The 16,238-nt window shown below is 70.3% G+C and carries 14 protein-coding genes and 2 pseudogenes; 9 read left to right on the top strand and 7 right to left on the bottom strand.

The features are described 5' to 3' along the window. Positions 1 to 185: 185 nt before the first annotated feature. Together ACWC1K_RS04045 and ACWC1K_RS04050 are read right to left on the bottom strand one after the other, a co-directional pair. On the bottom strand, positions 186 to 3,086 hold the full coding sequence (locus tag ACWC1K_RS04045) for a tetratricopeptide repeat protein (protein ID WP_450828662.1): 2,901 nt from the start codon (positions 3,084 to 3,086) through the stop codon (positions 186 to 188). A gap of 25 nt (positions 3,087 to 3,111) precedes the next feature. After that, a complete protein-coding gene (locus ACWC1K_RS04050; RefSeq protein ID WP_450828663.1) occupies positions 3,112 to 5,313 on the bottom strand; it encodes an ATP-binding protein in 2,202 nt (733 codons plus the stop codon). A 365-nt stretch (positions 5,314 to 5,678) separates the two neighbouring features. Here ACWC1K_RS04050 and ACWC1K_RS04055 point away from each other — a divergent pair, with 365 nt between their 5' ends. Genes ACWC1K_RS04055 through ACWC1K_RS04095 form a run of 9 tightly spaced genes read left to right on the top strand, consistent with a single transcriptional unit; the run spans position 5,679 to position 13,952 of the window. Further along, positions 5,679 to 6,182, top strand: a complete 504-nt coding sequence (locus ACWC1K_RS04055) for a hypothetical protein (protein WP_450828664.1) — start codon at positions 5,679 to 5,681, stop codon at positions 6,180 to 6,182. Continuing rightward, complete coding sequence (locus ACWC1K_RS04060) at positions 6,179 to 7,675, top strand: nucleotidyltransferase family protein (protein WP_450828665.1); 1,497 nt, start codon at positions 6,179 to 6,181, stop codon at positions 7,673 to 7,675. The genes ACWC1K_RS04055 and ACWC1K_RS04060 overlap by 4 nt, the downstream gene beginning before the upstream one ends. Beyond that, positions 7,665 to 8,846: an aminotransferase class V-fold PLP-dependent enzyme gene (locus ACWC1K_RS04065; RefSeq protein ID WP_450828666.1), complete on the top strand. Its 1,182-nt coding sequence runs from the start codon at positions 7,665 to 7,667 to the stop codon at positions 8,844 to 8,846. The genes ACWC1K_RS04060 and ACWC1K_RS04065 overlap by 11 nt, the downstream gene beginning before the upstream one ends. Continuing rightward, a complete protein-coding gene (locus ACWC1K_RS04070) occupies positions 8,843 to 9,406 on the top strand; it encodes an adenylyltransferase/cytidyltransferase family protein (RefSeq protein ID WP_450828667.1) in 564 nt (187 codons plus the stop codon). The genes ACWC1K_RS04065 and ACWC1K_RS04070 overlap by 4 nt, the downstream gene beginning before the upstream one ends. Before the next feature lie 3 nt (positions 9,407 to 9,409). Beyond that, the gene (locus ACWC1K_RS04075; protein ID WP_450828668.1) at positions 9,410 to 10,075 is read left to right on the top strand and encodes a class I SAM-dependent methyltransferase; all 666 of its coding nucleotides are present in this window, start codon (positions 9,410 to 9,412) and stop codon (positions 10,073 to 10,075) included. Continuing rightward, entirely contained in the window at positions 10,068 to 10,616 is a 549-nt protein-coding gene (locus ACWC1K_RS04080; protein ID WP_450828669.1) for an NUDIX hydrolase, read from the top strand. Before ACWC1K_RS04075 ends, ACWC1K_RS04080 begins: the two co-directional genes overlap by 8 nt. 33 nt (positions 10,617 to 10,649) lie before the next feature. Further along, complete coding sequence (locus ACWC1K_RS04085; protein ID WP_450828670.1) at positions 10,650 to 11,447, top strand: hypothetical protein; 798 nt, start codon at positions 10,650 to 10,652, stop codon at positions 11,445 to 11,447. Positions 11,448 to 11,469: 22 nt separating this feature from the next. Continuing rightward, positions 11,470 to 13,386, top strand: a complete 1,917-nt coding sequence (locus ACWC1K_RS04090) for a PEP/pyruvate-binding domain-containing protein (protein WP_450828671.1) — start codon at positions 11,470 to 11,472, stop codon at positions 13,384 to 13,386. Then, entirely contained in the window at positions 13,383 to 13,952 is a 570-nt protein-coding gene (locus ACWC1K_RS04095; protein WP_450828672.1) for a dCTP deaminase, read from the top strand. Before ACWC1K_RS04090 ends, ACWC1K_RS04095 begins: the two co-directional genes overlap by 4 nt. A 157-nt stretch (positions 13,953 to 14,109) precedes the next feature. On the opposite strand, the pseudogene ACWC1K_RS04100 reads toward ACWC1K_RS04095, so the two are convergent. The 5 genes and pseudogenes from ACWC1K_RS04100 to ACWC1K_RS04120 form a co-directional block, all read right to left on the bottom strand. Beyond that, positions 14,110 to 14,265: pseudogene (locus tag ACWC1K_RS04100) on the bottom strand (nucleotidyl transferase AbiEii/AbiGii toxin family protein); the annotation flags it as partial. Beyond that, positions 14,262 to 14,581: pseudogene (locus tag ACWC1K_RS04105) on the bottom strand (hypothetical protein). The pseudogenes ACWC1K_RS04100 and ACWC1K_RS04105, both read right to left, overlap by 4 nt. A gap of 131 nt (positions 14,582 to 14,712) precedes the next feature. Further along, positions 14,713 to 14,934: a hypothetical protein gene (locus ACWC1K_RS04110; protein WP_450828673.1), complete on the bottom strand. Its 222-nt coding sequence runs from the start codon at positions 14,932 to 14,934 to the stop codon at positions 14,713 to 14,715. Between the two features lie 425 nt (positions 14,935 to 15,359). Next, positions 15,360 to 15,722, bottom strand: a complete 363-nt coding sequence (locus tag ACWC1K_RS04115) for a hypothetical protein (protein ID WP_450828674.1) — start codon at positions 15,720 to 15,722, stop codon at positions 15,360 to 15,362. A 47-nt stretch (positions 15,723 to 15,769) separates the two neighbouring features. Next, positions 15,770 to 16,228, bottom strand: coding sequence for a DUF7919 family protein (locus ACWC1K_RS04120; protein ID WP_450828675.1), 459 nt, complete (start codon positions 16,226 to 16,228; stop codon positions 15,770 to 15,772). Between the last annotated feature and the right edge of the window lie 10 nt (positions 16,229 to 16,238).

Consider the following 16,238-nt stretch of genomic DNA (forward strand, 5'->3'; position numbering starts at 1 on the left):
CCTGCACAGTCCGGCACCAGCTCTGCGACCTTCTGCGACGCCGCAGAAACCGTCTGCCCTTCCGGCATGCGCCCCCCTTGCATCCGGCCCTGGGACCGGACCGCTCCCTCGCAAAGCAGGCATTCGTGGGCGCCTGACGGACACGGACAGGACGGACTCGACCGGAGACGGGGCCGGGTCACCGCTCAGTCACTGGACGCTCCGTCCGGCCAGGCGTCATCGACGAGCCGCTCCAGCCAGCCGCGGAGCGTGCCCGCTGCGACGGCTGTTTCGTGGTCGCGGCCAAGCTCCTGCACCAGCAGGTTCTCCGCGTCTTCCGCGATGGCCAAAGCCGCGTCGAACTGCCCGTCCAGCTGGTCCATCGCCGCCGTGGCGTGGGCCAGCCAGCACTGGACGACCAGGGCCCTCACCCACTCGTCACCCTCCAGGGGATCCGGGGCCGACGTCTCGTGCACCGCACAGGCCAGCTGGAAGGTCTCCACACGAAGGTCCATGTCGTGGGCGTCGAGCCGGACGCCGCCCGCTGTGAGCCCCGCGGGAAGGGCCTCCACGGGGCTGGCGGCAGGCGGGGCGGCGCTCCCGGTGGGCGGCATGGCACGCTGCCGGGCGATCAGGCAGTGCCGCAAAGTGCGGCGGGTGTCCGGATGGCCCGGCCCCTGGTGGCGGACACGCGCCCAGTAGATCCCGGTCAACCGATCGGCCACCGTCGACGAGCCCGAGAGGCCCGGTGCCTGCGTCCCGTCCGTGGTGAGGAGGTTCTCCAGCGCGTCCAGTGTTTCGGGATGGTCGGGGCCGAGCACCTCTTCGCGCAGTCGATGTGCCTGCCGGAACCAGTCGCGGGCGTCGGCACGACCCAGCGCGAGGGCGGTCACACCCATGTTGTTCAGCGCGTCGGCGTACTGCGGGTGCCGGCTGCCGACGGAACGGCGCGTGCGTTCCAACGCGGTGGTCCGCAACCGTTCCGCGAGCCGGTGCAGGCCCTGCCGGGACGCGGCCACGGCGATGTTGCTCAGGGCCTGGACGGTTTCAGGGTGCTGGACACCGTGATCCCGGCAGCGGATGCGGTGGACCTCCGCGAAGACCCGGCGCGCCTGTGTGTAGTCCTCCAGGTCCAGGTGGGCCACACCAAGGTTGTTCAAGGCGGTCACGGTGTCCGGGTGCCGCGCGCCCAGCGCCCGGGCCAGTCCCTGGTGGGCCAGTTGCTTGCACGCCCGGCTCTGTTCGAGGTCGCCGCACAGTCCGTGGGCGATACCCAGGCCGGTGAGGGCGATCAGCGTGGTGACGTCGTCGTCGCCGAGGCTGCCACGACAGGCGTCGTAGAGGTCGCGGTAGGCGTCGAGGGCCAGAAACGTATGTCCTGACGCGATGTGCGCACGGCCCGCCTCGTTGAGAAGGTGCCACTCGGCCTCCTCCGTCAGAGCAGCGGTGACGGCACGCACATGGGGCAGTGCCTCCTCGGTGCCGGTCGGCGAGGCCGTGTCCCGCGCGTGCTCCAGACGCGCGGTCAGCACCTCGACCGCTGCCTCGCGCAGTTGTTGGCGGGCCCCGTCGTCGAGGTCCGCGCCGGTGACCGCACGGCTGACGAGCGCGTGGACGCTCCACGCTTCGTCTCCGGCCTCGCGGGCCAGCGCGAGTTCGCGTGCCCTGCGCAGGGCCTCGGCCACCCGGTGCGCCGCTGCGGCCTCGCCACACCGCTCGGCCCTGGCGACGATCTGCGCCAGCAACCGCTCGGACACGGGCGCCGGGGCCAGTAGCGCGGCCAGCCGCAGGACCGTACGGCCGTCCGGCCCCAGTCTGTCCGCTCCGCGCAGAAGGGTGGCCGCGATACTGAGGGTGTGGTCGGTCGGCAGCGTCAAGCCCAGCCGGGGTGCCAGTTCCAGGGCGTCCGGGCCCGGTGTCCCAAGGGCCTTCTGCAGCCCTGTGAAGCCGCCCATCCCGGGCAGGGCCACCAGCTGGGCGGCGACCGCCAGGGCCAGCGGGTGGTGGCCGAGGTCCGACGCCAGTCGCTTCGCGGACTGTCGTTCCCGGCCCGGTGTGATCGGCCTGCGGGCCGAGAGGACGGCAGCGGCGTCGAGCGCGTCGAGTTCGCGCAGTTCCACGGACGCGCCCTGCTCACCGGGGCTCCGGTACCGGGAGGTCACCAGCGTCCTGCCCAGGGCGGTGGGAGCCACCAGAGACCGGAACGTCTCCGTGTCGACGCCCCTGGGCAGATCGTCGAGGATCCACAGATACGGCAGCCCCCGCCCAGCGAGATACCTTCCCAGTGCTGCCGACGCCGCCTCGGACGGCTCCCCCTGTCCGACGAGCTTGAGCCGGACGGCGATCCGGGCCATCTGTTCGTCGACCAGGGCGCGGACGCGCGCCGGGTCACCCCCGCTGTCGCCGTGGCTGCCCAGGCCGCTCAGGCGGACCACACCGCCCGGGTGGTCGGCGGCGAACAGCCGTGCATACTCCTCGGCCAGCATGGTCTTGCCTATGCCACCAGGGCCTACGACGGAGACGACCGGCGGCGTCGCGCTGCCCGCGCCGTCGTCCCCGTCCAGCGCGTCACGGACGGCCCAGAGTTCGCGAAGGCGGCCGGTGAAGTCGGCCGTACCGACGGCCGGGTGCGGGTACCAGTCGGGCTCCGGCGGAGGCGGGGCGTCCCCGAACCGTCGGCTGTCGAACTCGCCGACGACTGCGGCCACGGAGTCGGCCGCCTCGGCCGGCGCCGCGGACGTGGCCGGCAGCCGCAGGCACTTCAGCCGGGACGAGAGCACCTGCGAGAACTCCATTCCCCGGACCACCGCCATGACCCGCCGGGTCCCGCCGGACAGCAGGTGAGAACGGGTCAGGGCCGTGTACAGCTCCCAGCGACAGTACTGGCTCTCGGGGAAACTCGGCGTGTACAAAGCCACCAGCGTCCGTGACCCGTCGAGGGCGGCGCGGATGGTCACGGGGATGTCGTCGTAGTCCCGCATCCCCGTGACGTCACGGAACACCGACAGCCCTCGCTCCTCCAGCAGGGCCTGCATGCGCTCGGCGAGTTCGATGTCCTCCCACGCGTAGCTCAGGAAGACGTCGTAGCGTGGTGCCGGGTCGTACATGGCCCTCCCATCCGGTCCGCAACGGTCATCGTTCCACGGCAGGCCGAGCCGTGGCGGGCCCTTCGGTATCCGGTTCCAACGTGGTGGGAAGCGCCGCGACGGCCCGGTCCAGATTCCGCCGCGCTCGGTCCTCCTCGTAGCGGCTGCCCGCCGCCCGGCTGAGGACGGCGGCGCGCCGCAGATGGGGGATTCCCGACACGGCGTCACCGCGGCGCAGATGGGCCTCGCCCAGGCAGTTCAGGGCCATGGCCGCATCGAGGCGCAGATCCAGGTCGACGAGGATCGCCAGAGCCGCCTGCAGATGGTCGATGGCGGCATCGTATCGGCGCAGCTCCGCCTCGGTCAGACCGATGCCTCGCAGGGTGATGGCGGCGTTGCGCCGCGATCCCGTCCGCGTGTAGTGGTCGAGGGCCGTCTCGAAGTGACGTAGGGCCTGGGTGTGTTCTCCGCGGTAGTAGTGGACCCAGGCTTGGTTGCCGAGGGCGTTGGCGGCTCCATGCGTGTCCTCGACCTGCTCAAACAGGCGCTGCGCGTGAATGTAATGCTGCGTGGCACCGTCCAGGTCGCCCGTCTCGATGAGGGCGAGCCCGAGATTGTTGGCGGTCAGCGCCTCGGCCTGGGGATCGGCCAGGCGGCGCGCGGCGTCCAGCGCCTCCCGGTGGCTGGCGATCCAGACGTCCCACTGCTTGGTGACGAAGAAGAAGTCCCGCAGGGCGTAGGCAAGCTGCCAGCAGCGGGCCTCCAACTGAGCGTGGGCGGTGGCTCGGACGAGTTCCGTGAGGTTGCTCTGCTCGGTGGTGAACCAGGCCAGCGCCCGCTCGTAGTTGTCGACGTCCGGCAGGCCGTCCACGGCGATGACGGGCGCGGGAGCGACGGGAATGCGGTAGCGATGCGGGGCCAGTTCGCGACTGGCGGTGTCGGCCAGCGCGACGTAGTGGTCGGCGGCCCTGGCGATCGCCGCCCTGCGTTCGGCGGCCGTCAGGGTCTGGCGTGCGGTCGCCGCGGCGAACGCGCGCAGCAGGTCGTGCATCTGGAAGCGCCCGGGCTGCGTGCGCATCACGAGATGGGCGTCGACCAGCTGCTCCAGCACACGCTCGGCCTCCCGGCGCCCGGTGCCGGCGAGGGTGGCCGCGACCGAGGCGTCGAAGTCGCTGCCGGGGTGGGTCCCGAGAGCCGAGAACATGCGCTGGGCCGGCGCCCGGAGTGCGTCGAACGAGACGGCGAAGGAGGCCATGACGCTGCGTTCCCCGTCGTCCAACTCGGACAGGCACTCGTACTCATCAGCCAGTCTGCGGGCCAGCTCCTCAACCGTGTGTGCTCCACCCGGCGCACAGCGGGTCGCGGCGATCCGGACGGCGAGTGGTAGTCCTCCGCACAGGTGCGCGATCCGTCCCAGGTCCCCCGGTCGAGACCGGCCGGCTTGCTGCGCTCCGATGCCGGTCACCTGGGTGAACAGCGCCGTCGCCTCATCCGGGGGCAGCGGGCCCAGCCGGATGCGGTGAGCCTCGTCCAAGGCGGGCAGACCGCTGCGACTGGTGACCAGGACGGGACAGCGCGGATTGCCGGGTAAGAGCGGCCGCACCTGGCGGGAGTCCGCGGCGTTGTCCAGCACGAGCAGCAGGTGCCGGTCCATGAGGGCCGACCGGTACTGCTCCGTCCGGTCGTCGGGGTGGTGCGCGATGGACTCCCCGGGGACGCCCAGCATGCGCAGCAACCGGTCGAGGGCGTCGGGCACCGTCACCGGGAGCACGCCCTCGGTGCAGCCGTGCAGGTCCAGGTAGAGGCAGCCGTCCGGGAAGGCGTCCCGGCCGCGGTGTGCGGCACTGATGGCCAGCGTGGTCTTGCCGACTCCCGCCATACCGCTGATCACGCAGAGTACCGCGGTCCCCGGTGGATGCGACCGCTGCGCCAGCAGGGCCTCCAGCGCCGCGAGTTCCCGGTGCCGCCCCACGAAGTACCGTGTCATCGGCGGCAGTCCGCCCAGCTGTCCGGCACCTCCCCGCAGGCCGGGGAGGGACTCCGCGCCCGGCGGAGCCGGTTCGGGTGCGCGCCCCAGGATGTCGTCGCACCGCCGGACGAACCCGGAGCTCGGAGCGGCAAGTCCCCGTTCAATCCTGCTGAGGTGCCCCTTGCTGTAGTTGGTGCGCTGGGCCAGCTGCGCGAGCGACAGCCCCGCGGCCAGCCGCCGTTGTCGCAGCCGCGGGCCGAATCCCTGGAACTCAGACACGGGGGGCACCTGCCTCTCTCGCGTGCGCCGAGCCGGCCGACGGGTTGCACAACGCGTCTCCTGCCCGGCCGGCGGTGCGTGCCTGGCCTGCGCGAACGGCGTGCTCGGGGTTGCCTGGGGTTGCGTCCGCCCCGCAACCCCTCTGCGGCCGGTCCCGCCGTGCTGGACAGTGGTGGTCCCGCCCGGTCGGACCGGGGACGGGCACCGAGGTAGGAGCGGAGATGACACGCAGCGCCCGAGGACGCTTCATCGTGCTGGTCGGGATCGACGGGAGCGGCAAGACGAGTCTCCTTTCCTCGCTCGGTACGCCCCGCCTGATCACCTCGAGCTGACGAGACCTGCGCAACCACGAACTGCCGTCCGTCATGGCACCCGATGCTCCCACCGCCATCAAGAACCGCCTCACCGCGGTGCCGCGCGCCATGTTCATCGGCGGACACATTGTCGCGCAGTACGAGTACCTCGTGCGCCCCCAACTCGCCCTCGGCAGGGACGTGCTGCTGGACTCCTACTGGTACAAGGTCGTGGCCAAGGAGCACATCCTGGGCCGGCTGCACCCCTCCCTGTCCGAGCTGTGCGAGCTGCTTCCCGTGCCCGACGCCGTCATCGTGCTCGACACGGACCCGGGCGTCGCCTTCACCCGCAAGCGCGGCAGGCCGGCCCCCTACGAGTACTTCCAGCAGCCCGTCGAGGAGGACTTCACGCGGTTCCAGAGCTGTCTGCGCGACCAGCTGGACGCCGCGCTGGCGGGGCACCCCCTCGTGCATCGGCTGGACGCCAACGGCGACTTCGCCTCCGTCCGTGCCTCCGTGGCGCATCTTGTCGACCGTGCCACCGCGACACCCCGCACAATGGAGCCGTTGTCATGAGCCGCCGGGCCGTGCACACGCTCACGCCACCGCACGCCTTCATCACGTGGCTGCTGGACACCTACTGCACGCTTCCCGTGGACGCGCGGCACCTCGCCGCGGCCGCCGCCGGGCTCCCCCAGCTTCGCGCCCACGCACCGCAGGTGCGGCACGTCCTCGGCGTCCACAAGGCGTTCGAACCCTTCAAGTACACGATCGATCGGCTGGTGGCGAGCGGCCCTGCCGAAAACCGGAGCGCCGCCGGGGAGACGGCGGGCTGGTTCACCGATGAGCTCGAGGAGCGGGCCAGCCATCTACGTCAGCTGGAGGCAGAGCTGTCATGGATCGCGTCGCAACCGGAGGCGGCGGACACGGGCCTCGCCGTCATCAAGGGCTTCAACAACGTCCGCTTCTACTCCGATCCGGCACCGCGCTGGAGCCGTGACCTGGACCTGTTCGTGCCCGACTGGGAAGCCGCCTACGCCCTGGTCACCGTACTGCGCCGACGGGGCTACGCATTCGACGAGCAGGAGTGCCCCTGGTTCAAGGCCGAGCGGCAGCGGGGGCGCGCCGAGTACGGGCAGGTGTTCCTCGTCCGTCGGCAGGGCGAGCGCTTCTCACGGGTGGACATCCACTTCGGCACCTACTCGGTGGGGTTCGGCGAGTATCTGCGCTGTCCGCTGACGGACTTCTACGAACCGGTCGCCCCAGGTGCCTCCTACCGGGGGCTCGATCCGACCGGCACCCTCCTGGTCATGTTCGCCCACGCCCTGTCCGACGGCTACGTGTCGGTCAAGGACGTCAACGACTCGGCTGCGATCGCGCTCACCCGGGGCGACGACGTCGACTTCGCGGTGCTGGCCCGGGAGATGCGCCGGCACGCGCTGCAGCCGCAAGCGCTGCTGCTGAGCCGGCACCTGGCCCGCCGGTACCGGAACGAGGACGTCGTGGCCTTTGCGGCGTCGCTCCGGCAGGCCGCCGGTGCCGGCCGGCGCTCCCTGCTGTGGCGCACGCACGACCGCAACTGGCACCGGCGCGCGGTGGTCAACGCCGACCACGCCTTCCGCGCGGCGCTGAGCCTGCGCCGAGGGCCCTGGCAGGCCCTGCGACGCGCGGTGCAGTGCCTGGTCTTCTACGACCGCCGGCTGTCCGTGCGGGTCGGTACCCGGTCCCCGGCCGAGCAGCTGCTGCTGCGTCTGATGGCCCGTACCGACGTCACCCGCTGGCGGCTGCGCCCGGACGCCTGCCCGACGGTGATCCACACGGCGCACCCGACCCTCGCCCGCGCCCTCACCGAGCGGGCCGCGGCGGACGGTCCCGCCGGGCTCCCTCCCGTGCTGCGGCCGGCCCCGGCGCGAGGAGTGCTGACGGGCGGCGACCCGGCCGAGGGACAGATCATGGTCATCGGTGGTGACGTCTTCGTCTGCTCCTGGGACCAGGTGATCGAGGAACGCGAGGCGGCCCTGACCGCTCGCGTCCTGCGCGGGGGAGGAAGCCCGTCCGATGACGCCTGAGCTGCTGTTCCGGCCCGTCGTCGACACCCGCCGCTTCTTCGACTGGGCCTCCACCTCGCCGGTCTCCGCGGCGTGCGCCGCCGCGATGGAGGACCACACGCGGGCGGCCTTGGCCCATCCCTCGCCGCCGGACTTCCTCACCGAGCACACCCGCGGGGTCGACTCGCTGCGGGACGAGATCCGAGCGGTCTTCGCCGCTCCCCCGGCCGTGGACGTCGCGTTGGTCCGCAGCGTCGCCGAGGCGTCCTCAGCGATGGCCAGGACGATGGCCGTCCCCCGGGGTGCCAACATCGTCGTGACGGCGGCCGACCATCCCGCCCTGGTCGCCCCCTGGTGCTGGCTCACCGGCACCCGTCCGGACGTGGAACTGCGTACGATCCGCAGCGACGTGTCGGGGTGCCTGGACCTGGAGCACGCAGAGCGGCTGGTGGATGCCGCCACCGCGGTGGTCACGTGCACTCATCTGACGCACCTCGACGGGGTGCTCCAGCCGGTCAGTGCCCTGGCGGAGCTGGTCCGGCGGCACTCCGGTGCCCTGCTGATCGTCGACGGCGCTCAGTCGGCCGGGCGCATCCCCGTACGGTTCGACCGCCTCGGCGCGGACGTCTACACCGCCTCGGGACGCAAGGCTCTGCTCGGTCCGCTGGGCGCCGGCTTCCTGATCGCGGGACCCGGAGTCCTCGACTCCTTCGGTCCGCTGGTGTTCTCCGCGCGCAACTGCTCCGTCCACGCGCGGGCCGACGGCCGCTGGCGGCCCGGTGCCCGGCACGCCGGAGGGTCCGCGGTGCTGGAGGGCAACCTGCCCGACCTGCGGCTGCTGTCCGGACTGGCGGCCTCCCTGGCCGCCTATCGGCAGGCGGGCCCCGCCCGGCTTGCCAGGCGCTGCTGTGCGGCGGCCGAGCAGGTGGCCCGGCTGCTGCCCGCGGTGGGTCTGCGGGCAGTGGGTCCCTCGGGCTCGGGGCGTCACGGCATCGGACGGTGGCGGTCGCCGTCCGTGCGCGACCACCGGGAGCTGAAGGCCCAGCTCGGCCGCGTCGGTTTCTCGCTGGCGGCAACCCGGGAGTGGATCCGGATCAGTGTCCACGCCTTCACCGCTGCCGACGACATAGCCCGCCTCTGCGACCACCTTCGCCCGAACGCCGCTACGCACCTGGACGGCAGACAGAGATGACGCAGCCATGGATCGTCGTGCACGGTCGCTTCCAGCCCTTCCACCTGGGCCATCTGGAATACCTGAGCCTCGCCATGGCGCGCGGTTCCCGGGTGGTCGTCGGCATCACCAACCCCTGCCTCGGCAGTCTCGTGCCCGAGGCGGCCTCCGGGCACCGGCACCACCCGGACGCCAACCCCTACACGTACTTCGACCGTGCCGAGATGGTCACGGCGTCCGCCGCCGAAGCGCCCACGTACCGCGACCACCACGTGCGTGTCGTGCCGTTCGACGTCTCCGACCCCGGCGTCTGGGACGACTACCTGCCTCGTGACGCCGTGCACCTGGTCACCGTCAACGAACCGTGGGACGAGGAGAAGGTGCGACGCTTCACCGCGGTCGGCCTGGCCGTGGAGGCGATCCCCGGCAACCCCGCCCGTGTCACGGCGACCGAGGTGCGCCGCCGCCTGGCGACGGCAGCGGACTGGCGAGCGCTGGTGCCCCGTGGTACGGCCCAGGTCATCGACCAGATGCGGGCATCGCACCGCCCGCTCCTTCCCACCAGTCATGGAGAGTGTTGACACATGCCGCCATCCTCAGTGGAGCCGGTGGAGTTCTGGTCCGGCAAGCACCGGACCTACCGGGGGACCGAATGGATCCGTGAACCCACCTACTTCGGCCAGGACGTCATCGAGCGGTTCCCCGCGAACGCCCGGGTCCTCGACGCCGGCTGCGGTCAGGGACAGGACAGCGTCTTCTTCGCCGCCGCCGGACACACCGTGACCGCATTGGACTTCTCCAAGTACGCCCTGGACCAGTTCCCGCCCGTCCCGGCGGCCGCTTCGGTCACCAAGATCGCGGCGTCGCTGACCGACACCCCGGACCTCTTCGACGACGCGTCTTTCGACGTGGTGTACGCCCATCTCAGCCTGCACTACTTCGACGACGACACCACCCGGAGCATCCTGAGGGATCTGCACCGCGTGCTGCGGCCCGGTGGCCTGCTGTGCGTCATGGTCAACTCCGTCGACGACCCGGAGCGCGGCGAGGGGATCCGGCTGGGGCCGGACTACTACGAGTTGGCGCCGGGTGACCGCAAGCGGTACTTCTCCCGAGCGACCCTGTACGAGATGTCGTGCGACCTCTTCGTGCCCTATCTGCTGGAGCAGCACGGCAGGACCAGGAAGGACCCCCACCGGGCGTTCGTCCGGCTGGTCGCCGAGCGCCGGGGGGAAGCGGCCCGTGACTGAGCTGTGCACCGCCTCGACCCCGGGCGGGACGAACGTCGTCGCATCCGCCACCACGCCCTTCGGGGACTGGATCCGCGTCGAATCCCGCACCATCCAGCTCGCCGACGACCAGCGCATGGTCGCCCACGTGGTCCGGTTCCCCGCCATCGCGCTGGTCCTGGCGTTGGACGGCGACCGTCTGGTGCTGATCCGCCAGTTCCGCTATCCGCCGCAGTGCTGGCTGGTGGAGGCTCCGGCAGGACGCGTGGAGGCACATGAGCCCCCCGAGCGGACGGCCGCGCGCGAACTGCGCGAGGAGACGGGATACGAGGCCGGGAAGCTGAAGCTGATCGGCCAGCTGCGCATCAGTCCGCACCTGTCCGACGAGATGACCCACGTCTACCTGGCGACCGACCTCACGCCCGGTCAGCCGCACCCTGACAAGGGTGAACTCATCCAGCCTTTCACGGTCCCCAGGAACGAGCTCCGCTCCATGGTGGACCGGCAGCAGATCGTCGATGCGAAGACCATTGCCGCGCTGTCCCTGAGCCACCTCATCTGACCCGCGGCCCGGCCAGGAAGACACCGAGGCACCATGGGAAGGTTCACACGTATCGTCGGCGACGTGCGGCGACGCCAGTTCCTCGACGCCTACACGGGCTGGGTCCTGGCCGTCCTGGTCACCGGGCTGCAGGTGTTCTCGGGCTTCTCCGAGGGCGAGGACTGGATCGGCGTCGTGGTCACCGCCACGACCGTCCTGCTGCTCGGCCTCGTCGCCCTGGCCACCGCGGAGATTCGGCGGCAGCTGACGGCAGCCCAGGAGAGCCAACTGTTCCGTGGCGGAAGACTCTTCACCGACCGCTCACAGCTGCCGCCCTTGCACACCCTGCTGCGCGACACGCACCGCTCGGTGGAGATCTACGGCGTCCAACTCGGCCATGTCGTACACCATCTGCTGCCGGTGATCGCGGATCAGGCCCGGGCCGGCTGCCACTTCCGGCTGGCCCTGCTCACCCCAGTGGACGGAGACGGCGACAAGGTGCCCTGGATAGACGAACTGGGCACGGTCCACGGCTTCCCGAACCTGGAGGACGTACTGCGAACCAACCTGGTACAGCTGCGTCACTGGTACACGGGCCTCACCCCGAAGCAGCAGCGGAACATCGAGATACGAGGCTACTGCCACATTCCGACAGCGTCGGTGATGCTCTTCGACGTCGAACAGCGAACGGGGTTCGCGCACGTCGAACCGATCCTGTTCGCGGTACCCCCGGCGGAACGTCCCGCCTTCTGGGCGGCCGACACCGACAACGCCAAGCTGTTCCACCTGATCGTCGACCAGTACCGAAGCCTCTGGCAGTCGGCGACCCCATTGGCACACCTGCCCCTGTAAGCACCGCCGGAAGGCTGATCCCATGGAAGTACCCGATCTGCGGTCACTGCGCGCCGCGGACACCCCCCTGGTCGGCGGCAAGGCCGCCGGTCTGGGTGAGTTGACAGCCATCGGCCTGCCCGTGCCTCCCGGAGTCGTCCTGCCGGCCCGGTTCCTGACCGGGACGGACGAACGCGCCTTGGCGGACCTACTGACCGGCCTCGTCCGGGAGCGAGGTCTCCGACCGCCCTTCGCGGTGCGCTCCTCGGCCTTGAGTGAGGACGGTGAAGAGGTCTCCTTCGCCGGGCAGTTCCACTCCGAGCTCGAGGTGGACGAGGCGGGCCTGGCCGGCGCGGTGGTGCGCTGCGCCCGCTCCGGGGGCGCGGAGAACGTCACCCACTACGCCAACGCCCTTGGTGTGGCGCCGAGCCTCTCCGGGCAGCACCCGGTCTCGGTGATCGTCCAGGAACAGGTGGTCGCTGACTTGTCGGGGGTGCTGTTCACCGCCGATCCCCTCACGGGCGACCCGGACACCTATGTGCTGGAGGTGGTCCCCGGACCCGGCTCGGCGCTGGTCGGCGGCACGACGGAGCCCCTCGCCCTGCGGCTGGGCAGTGACGGCATCATGGTCACCACCCGGCCCGACTGGTGCGACGAGGACTTCGAGGCACGTGTGCTGAGCCTGTGCTTGCGTCTGCGGGAGTTGGGCAGGTCGGTCACGGAACACCGGGGCAGCCCGCAGGACATTGAGTTCTGCACTACGGCCGACGACACGGTCGTGCCGGTTCAGGCGCGCCCCATCACCTCGCTGCCCGCTCTGTCCGAACGCTCCTTCGACCTCACCTTCACACCGGTGTGCCACGCCACAAGCGATGAACTGGGAGCGCTGGCCCATCTGGACAAGGTGCGGCTGCGCCTGGTCGCGGAGCGCTGCGGACTGCGTGTCGGCCGGGCGTGGATCATCCGCGCCGAGGCCATCGGCAGCCCACGGCAGGAGGAGCCCTCGGCGCTGCCGCCCGGACTCTCGGACGCTCCGCAGATCAGCTTCGTGCTCCAGGACCCGGCCCGGCTCGGTGGGTCGATCGTCCGCCGCTTCAGCGCCGTCGGCAGCAGGAGCCGCGATCTCCGCGAGATGGTACGGCTGGTGGGCACTTCACACGACCGCTTCGCGCTGATCGCCACCGAGATCCACGACGCGGAACTGTCGGGAGTGGCACGCGGCTTCGGCGACCACGTGGTGGCCGAAGTCGGCTTCGGAGCCTTCGTCCCCAAGGGTGTGGTGGCCACCTCGCAGTACGTGTGCTCGTCGGACGGGCACATCGAGCATGCCGAACCGGTCCTGCAGGAACGGGCCTTCCTGATCGAACATGGCATGCCGCGCGCCGTCACGATCGGACGCACGCCCACGCTCACACCGGAGCAGTGCCGGATGGTGTGCCAGGCCGTCGAGGTGGCGAACCAGTACTACGCCCGTCCGTCCGTCGAGTTCGGCGTGGAGCGCGACGGCTCGCTCTTCCTCATCGACTTCGTGGAGGACGGGGTCAAGGACGCTGGGACGCGTCCGGAAGACCTGAGCGTCATTTCGCCGGGCCGGCTCGCCGGACGGGTCGTCCGGGTCGACGACGACCGGACCCTGGAACGAGAGTCCCTGGACGCGCACTTCCACACCGATCGCGCCGGAGCGGCCACCGCCGGGGCGCACGACCCGGTGATCGTGGTGGCGGCGCTTCCCTACCTGTCGTTGGAAAGCTTCATCCGGGAGCGGGACGCCACATCGCTGGGCTTCGTCTTCCGTAACTGTTCCTACCTCAGTCACCTGTCCATCGTGCTGCGCGAACTGGGTGTACCCGCCCTGGTGGACCGGCAGGCGTACGACCGGTTGCGCGCCGACGACCGCGTGCTCCTGGACACAGCCGACCGCACCGTGACACGGGTGCCCGAGACGGAGGGCGCATCGTGATCCTCTCGGACGAGGGCATCCGCACGTCACTGGCGGAAGGGGCACTGACCATCACGCCCTTCGACGACCGGCTCGTCAAGCGGAACAGCTACCTGCTGCGCCTGCACACGGCCTTCCGCCGCATCGACACGGACGCCGTCCTGGACACCGCGGACGCCCAGGCGCTGGCCGCGGCGGCGGGCCGTGTGACGGAGGCAGACAGCATTGTCCTCACGCCTGACTCACTGGTTCTCGGCTGCAGCGTGGAGCGCCTGGGGCTGGCCGGTGGCATGGCCGGACTGCTCTCCGGGGTGTCCGACGTCGCCCGCCTCGGAGTGCAGGTCCACTGCACCTCCCAGCTGATCAACGCGGGCTTCGCGCACAAGCAGCCCTCCCGGGTGGTGTTCGAACTGTCGACCGTCGGCGGCCGAAAGGTCCGACTGCACTCGGGGACGCCGATCTGTCACCTCGTCCTGATCACCCTGTGCTCACCAACGAACTATTCGCAGCCGAGCAGGAGAACGGGACAGGACGGCCCAGAACCGAGCCGTCTGCTAGAGCAGTTCGGCCATTTCTATGCCCACTGACAGGACGAAGTCGGGCCTTCATCGATCTCGGTGTCCTCGGAGTCCCTCGGTGGCGAGCGACTTCCCGCGCACCACACATACCGCGCGGGACTCGACATGTTGATACTCAGGCCGGCTCGCGTACCAGGTGGACGAGCGCGGAGGCGTGGTCGTCCACTGCCAGATCCTCGGTGGCGACATCGAGGTCACGGCTGCAGCGTTCGATCAGGCCGTGAGCCTGCACGGCGTGTCCGCCTGTGAGGACCAGCGCACAAGGGGAGCCGAGGTCGAGGATGTCGGCGAGGAGACGCTCGTGGAGCGGAGTGAGCTTCACGCGGCAGCCGTGTCGGCCGCGCCGGTGCGGAGCAGCTCGGGGAAGGCGTTCTCCCGGACCTCGCGCATGCAGGGACTGATCAAACGCCGCAGCACAGGCCACTGCTCGGTGAGTGCAGGAGAGCCACCAGGTCCTCACTCGGTCCTTCGGCGAGGACAGTCCGGTAGAGCGTCATGCGGGACTTCGGACGGTCCAGGCTGTAGCTCGTCCTCCCGGACCAGACGATGTGGAGCGGCAAGTCCACGTTGCCCTCGACGGGGCCTGCCAGCTCCTGCAAGCGCTCGGGCAGTCGGCTGCGGTAGCGGTCCCGCAGCACCTAGGCGCGGGGAGCGGTGATCGTCGGGTCCATGCATCCAGTATCGCTGCTCGGAGGCGGCGGCATGGCGGATACGGGGCTCTTCTGTCGTACGTACGGGTCGGGCACCACCCGCCCTTCCCTCAGACATCTCACCCCGTGGGCGCACCTAGGCCTCGCTTGCGGGCGCGGGTGATCGTGATGCAACAGGTCACGCGGAGGCCCGCCGCGGTGGAGTGGGCTGCCGCTTCGGTCTCGGCGTCGGGAATGACGACGGTGTTGAAGCCGAGGCCCATGACGATGGCGCAGTGGACGAGAAGGACACCGGGGCGGGCGAGGTGGCGACAGCGGCCGGAGGGGGCAGCGGCATCCATAAGACACGCCGCTGCGGCCCCGAACGCAGCCCACTCACTCAGGACCCATGCAGCGGATGAGCTGTCGAGGCCCGCAGGTCTCATGCGGGAGTCAGGCGCCTGTGTCCAGGTCCCCCGTCATGGAGGCCACCTGGTCAGCAAGCTGGGACGCTCCCGCGCCCGATGCTGACCCGAGCGGGGCTATCAAGCCTCTGACCTGCAAAAACACCCAAGTGCTAGATCTTGGACTTAAACATGGTGCGCAGCATGCGGAACTCCCTGAATTCGGCTCCCTGCCCGCTTTGCGCAGGTCAAGGGCTGTTCTTCAGCCTACAGCGGCTCTCTCGCGGGTCCCCCGCGACGGCGAGCGTGACCAGCGTGGGGACAGGGGCATCGGCGTGCAGCGAGATCCCGGTCACCTCGGATGGCGCCCCCAGGGGACGTCCTCAGCCTCGGCGAGGACGGCGGGAGATCACCTGGGGAAGTTTGCCCGCCTTCCAGTAGCCGTCGAGGAGCTTGAGGAGGCGCTCGGGATCGCGGAAGACCTCGGGGACACGGTCGCCGTACTGCTCGAGGAGCGGGTCGCTCTCGACCATCTTGCGGCCGGCGCCCGTGAAGGACGACGAGTAGGCGTGGCAGTTGCCGCACCACAGGTAGTTGATCCACGCGGGTTCGGTCCGGCCGTGTTTCGTGTGGTGGTAGATGCGCATGGTGACATGGCCGCAGATCGGGCAGGTTCGTTCGGTCACGGGCAGGTGCAGTTGAGCGCCGAGCGCTTCAAGGTGCTGCTGGTCGTAGGGGCGAGGCATGACTCTCCGAACCTCTCTGGGCGGCGGCGGTGTCCTGTTGAAGTCCGTCACTTCTCCTCGGGCCAGCGCCTTCGGACTTCGGACCGGACGGCGTCGATGAACTCGGCGGGCGGTCCGTAGAGGTGGTCGACGATGTAATGGATGATCAGGTTCGGGGCGACGTAGAGCAGACCGTCGTCCGAGACCGCCCTGATCTCCGCATGGCCGAGCCGGTAGGTGATCCCCGCCCGCTTCGAGGTTGCCGTGTGCTCGGTGTACTCCCCGCAGAGCGTGCACGAGTGCCAGCCCCGGCTCCGGTGCTGCCGCAGCGAACCGAGATCGATGATGTTCGCGAGGTCCTCCTTGCAGACCTCGTCGACGGGATAGTCGTAGCCGTCCTCCAGCCAGCCGACGGTGAGGCCCTCGGGCTTCGCGTGGTAGTCGTAGTCGTAGAGCGAGAAATCCGCGTAGTAGGTCATGTCGATTCTCGGGTTGGCCCGAACGGTCAGGTCAGTGCCGGATTTCACGGCACATCGT

It is taken from the genome of Streptomyces sp. NPDC001492 (assembly GCF_053597275.1).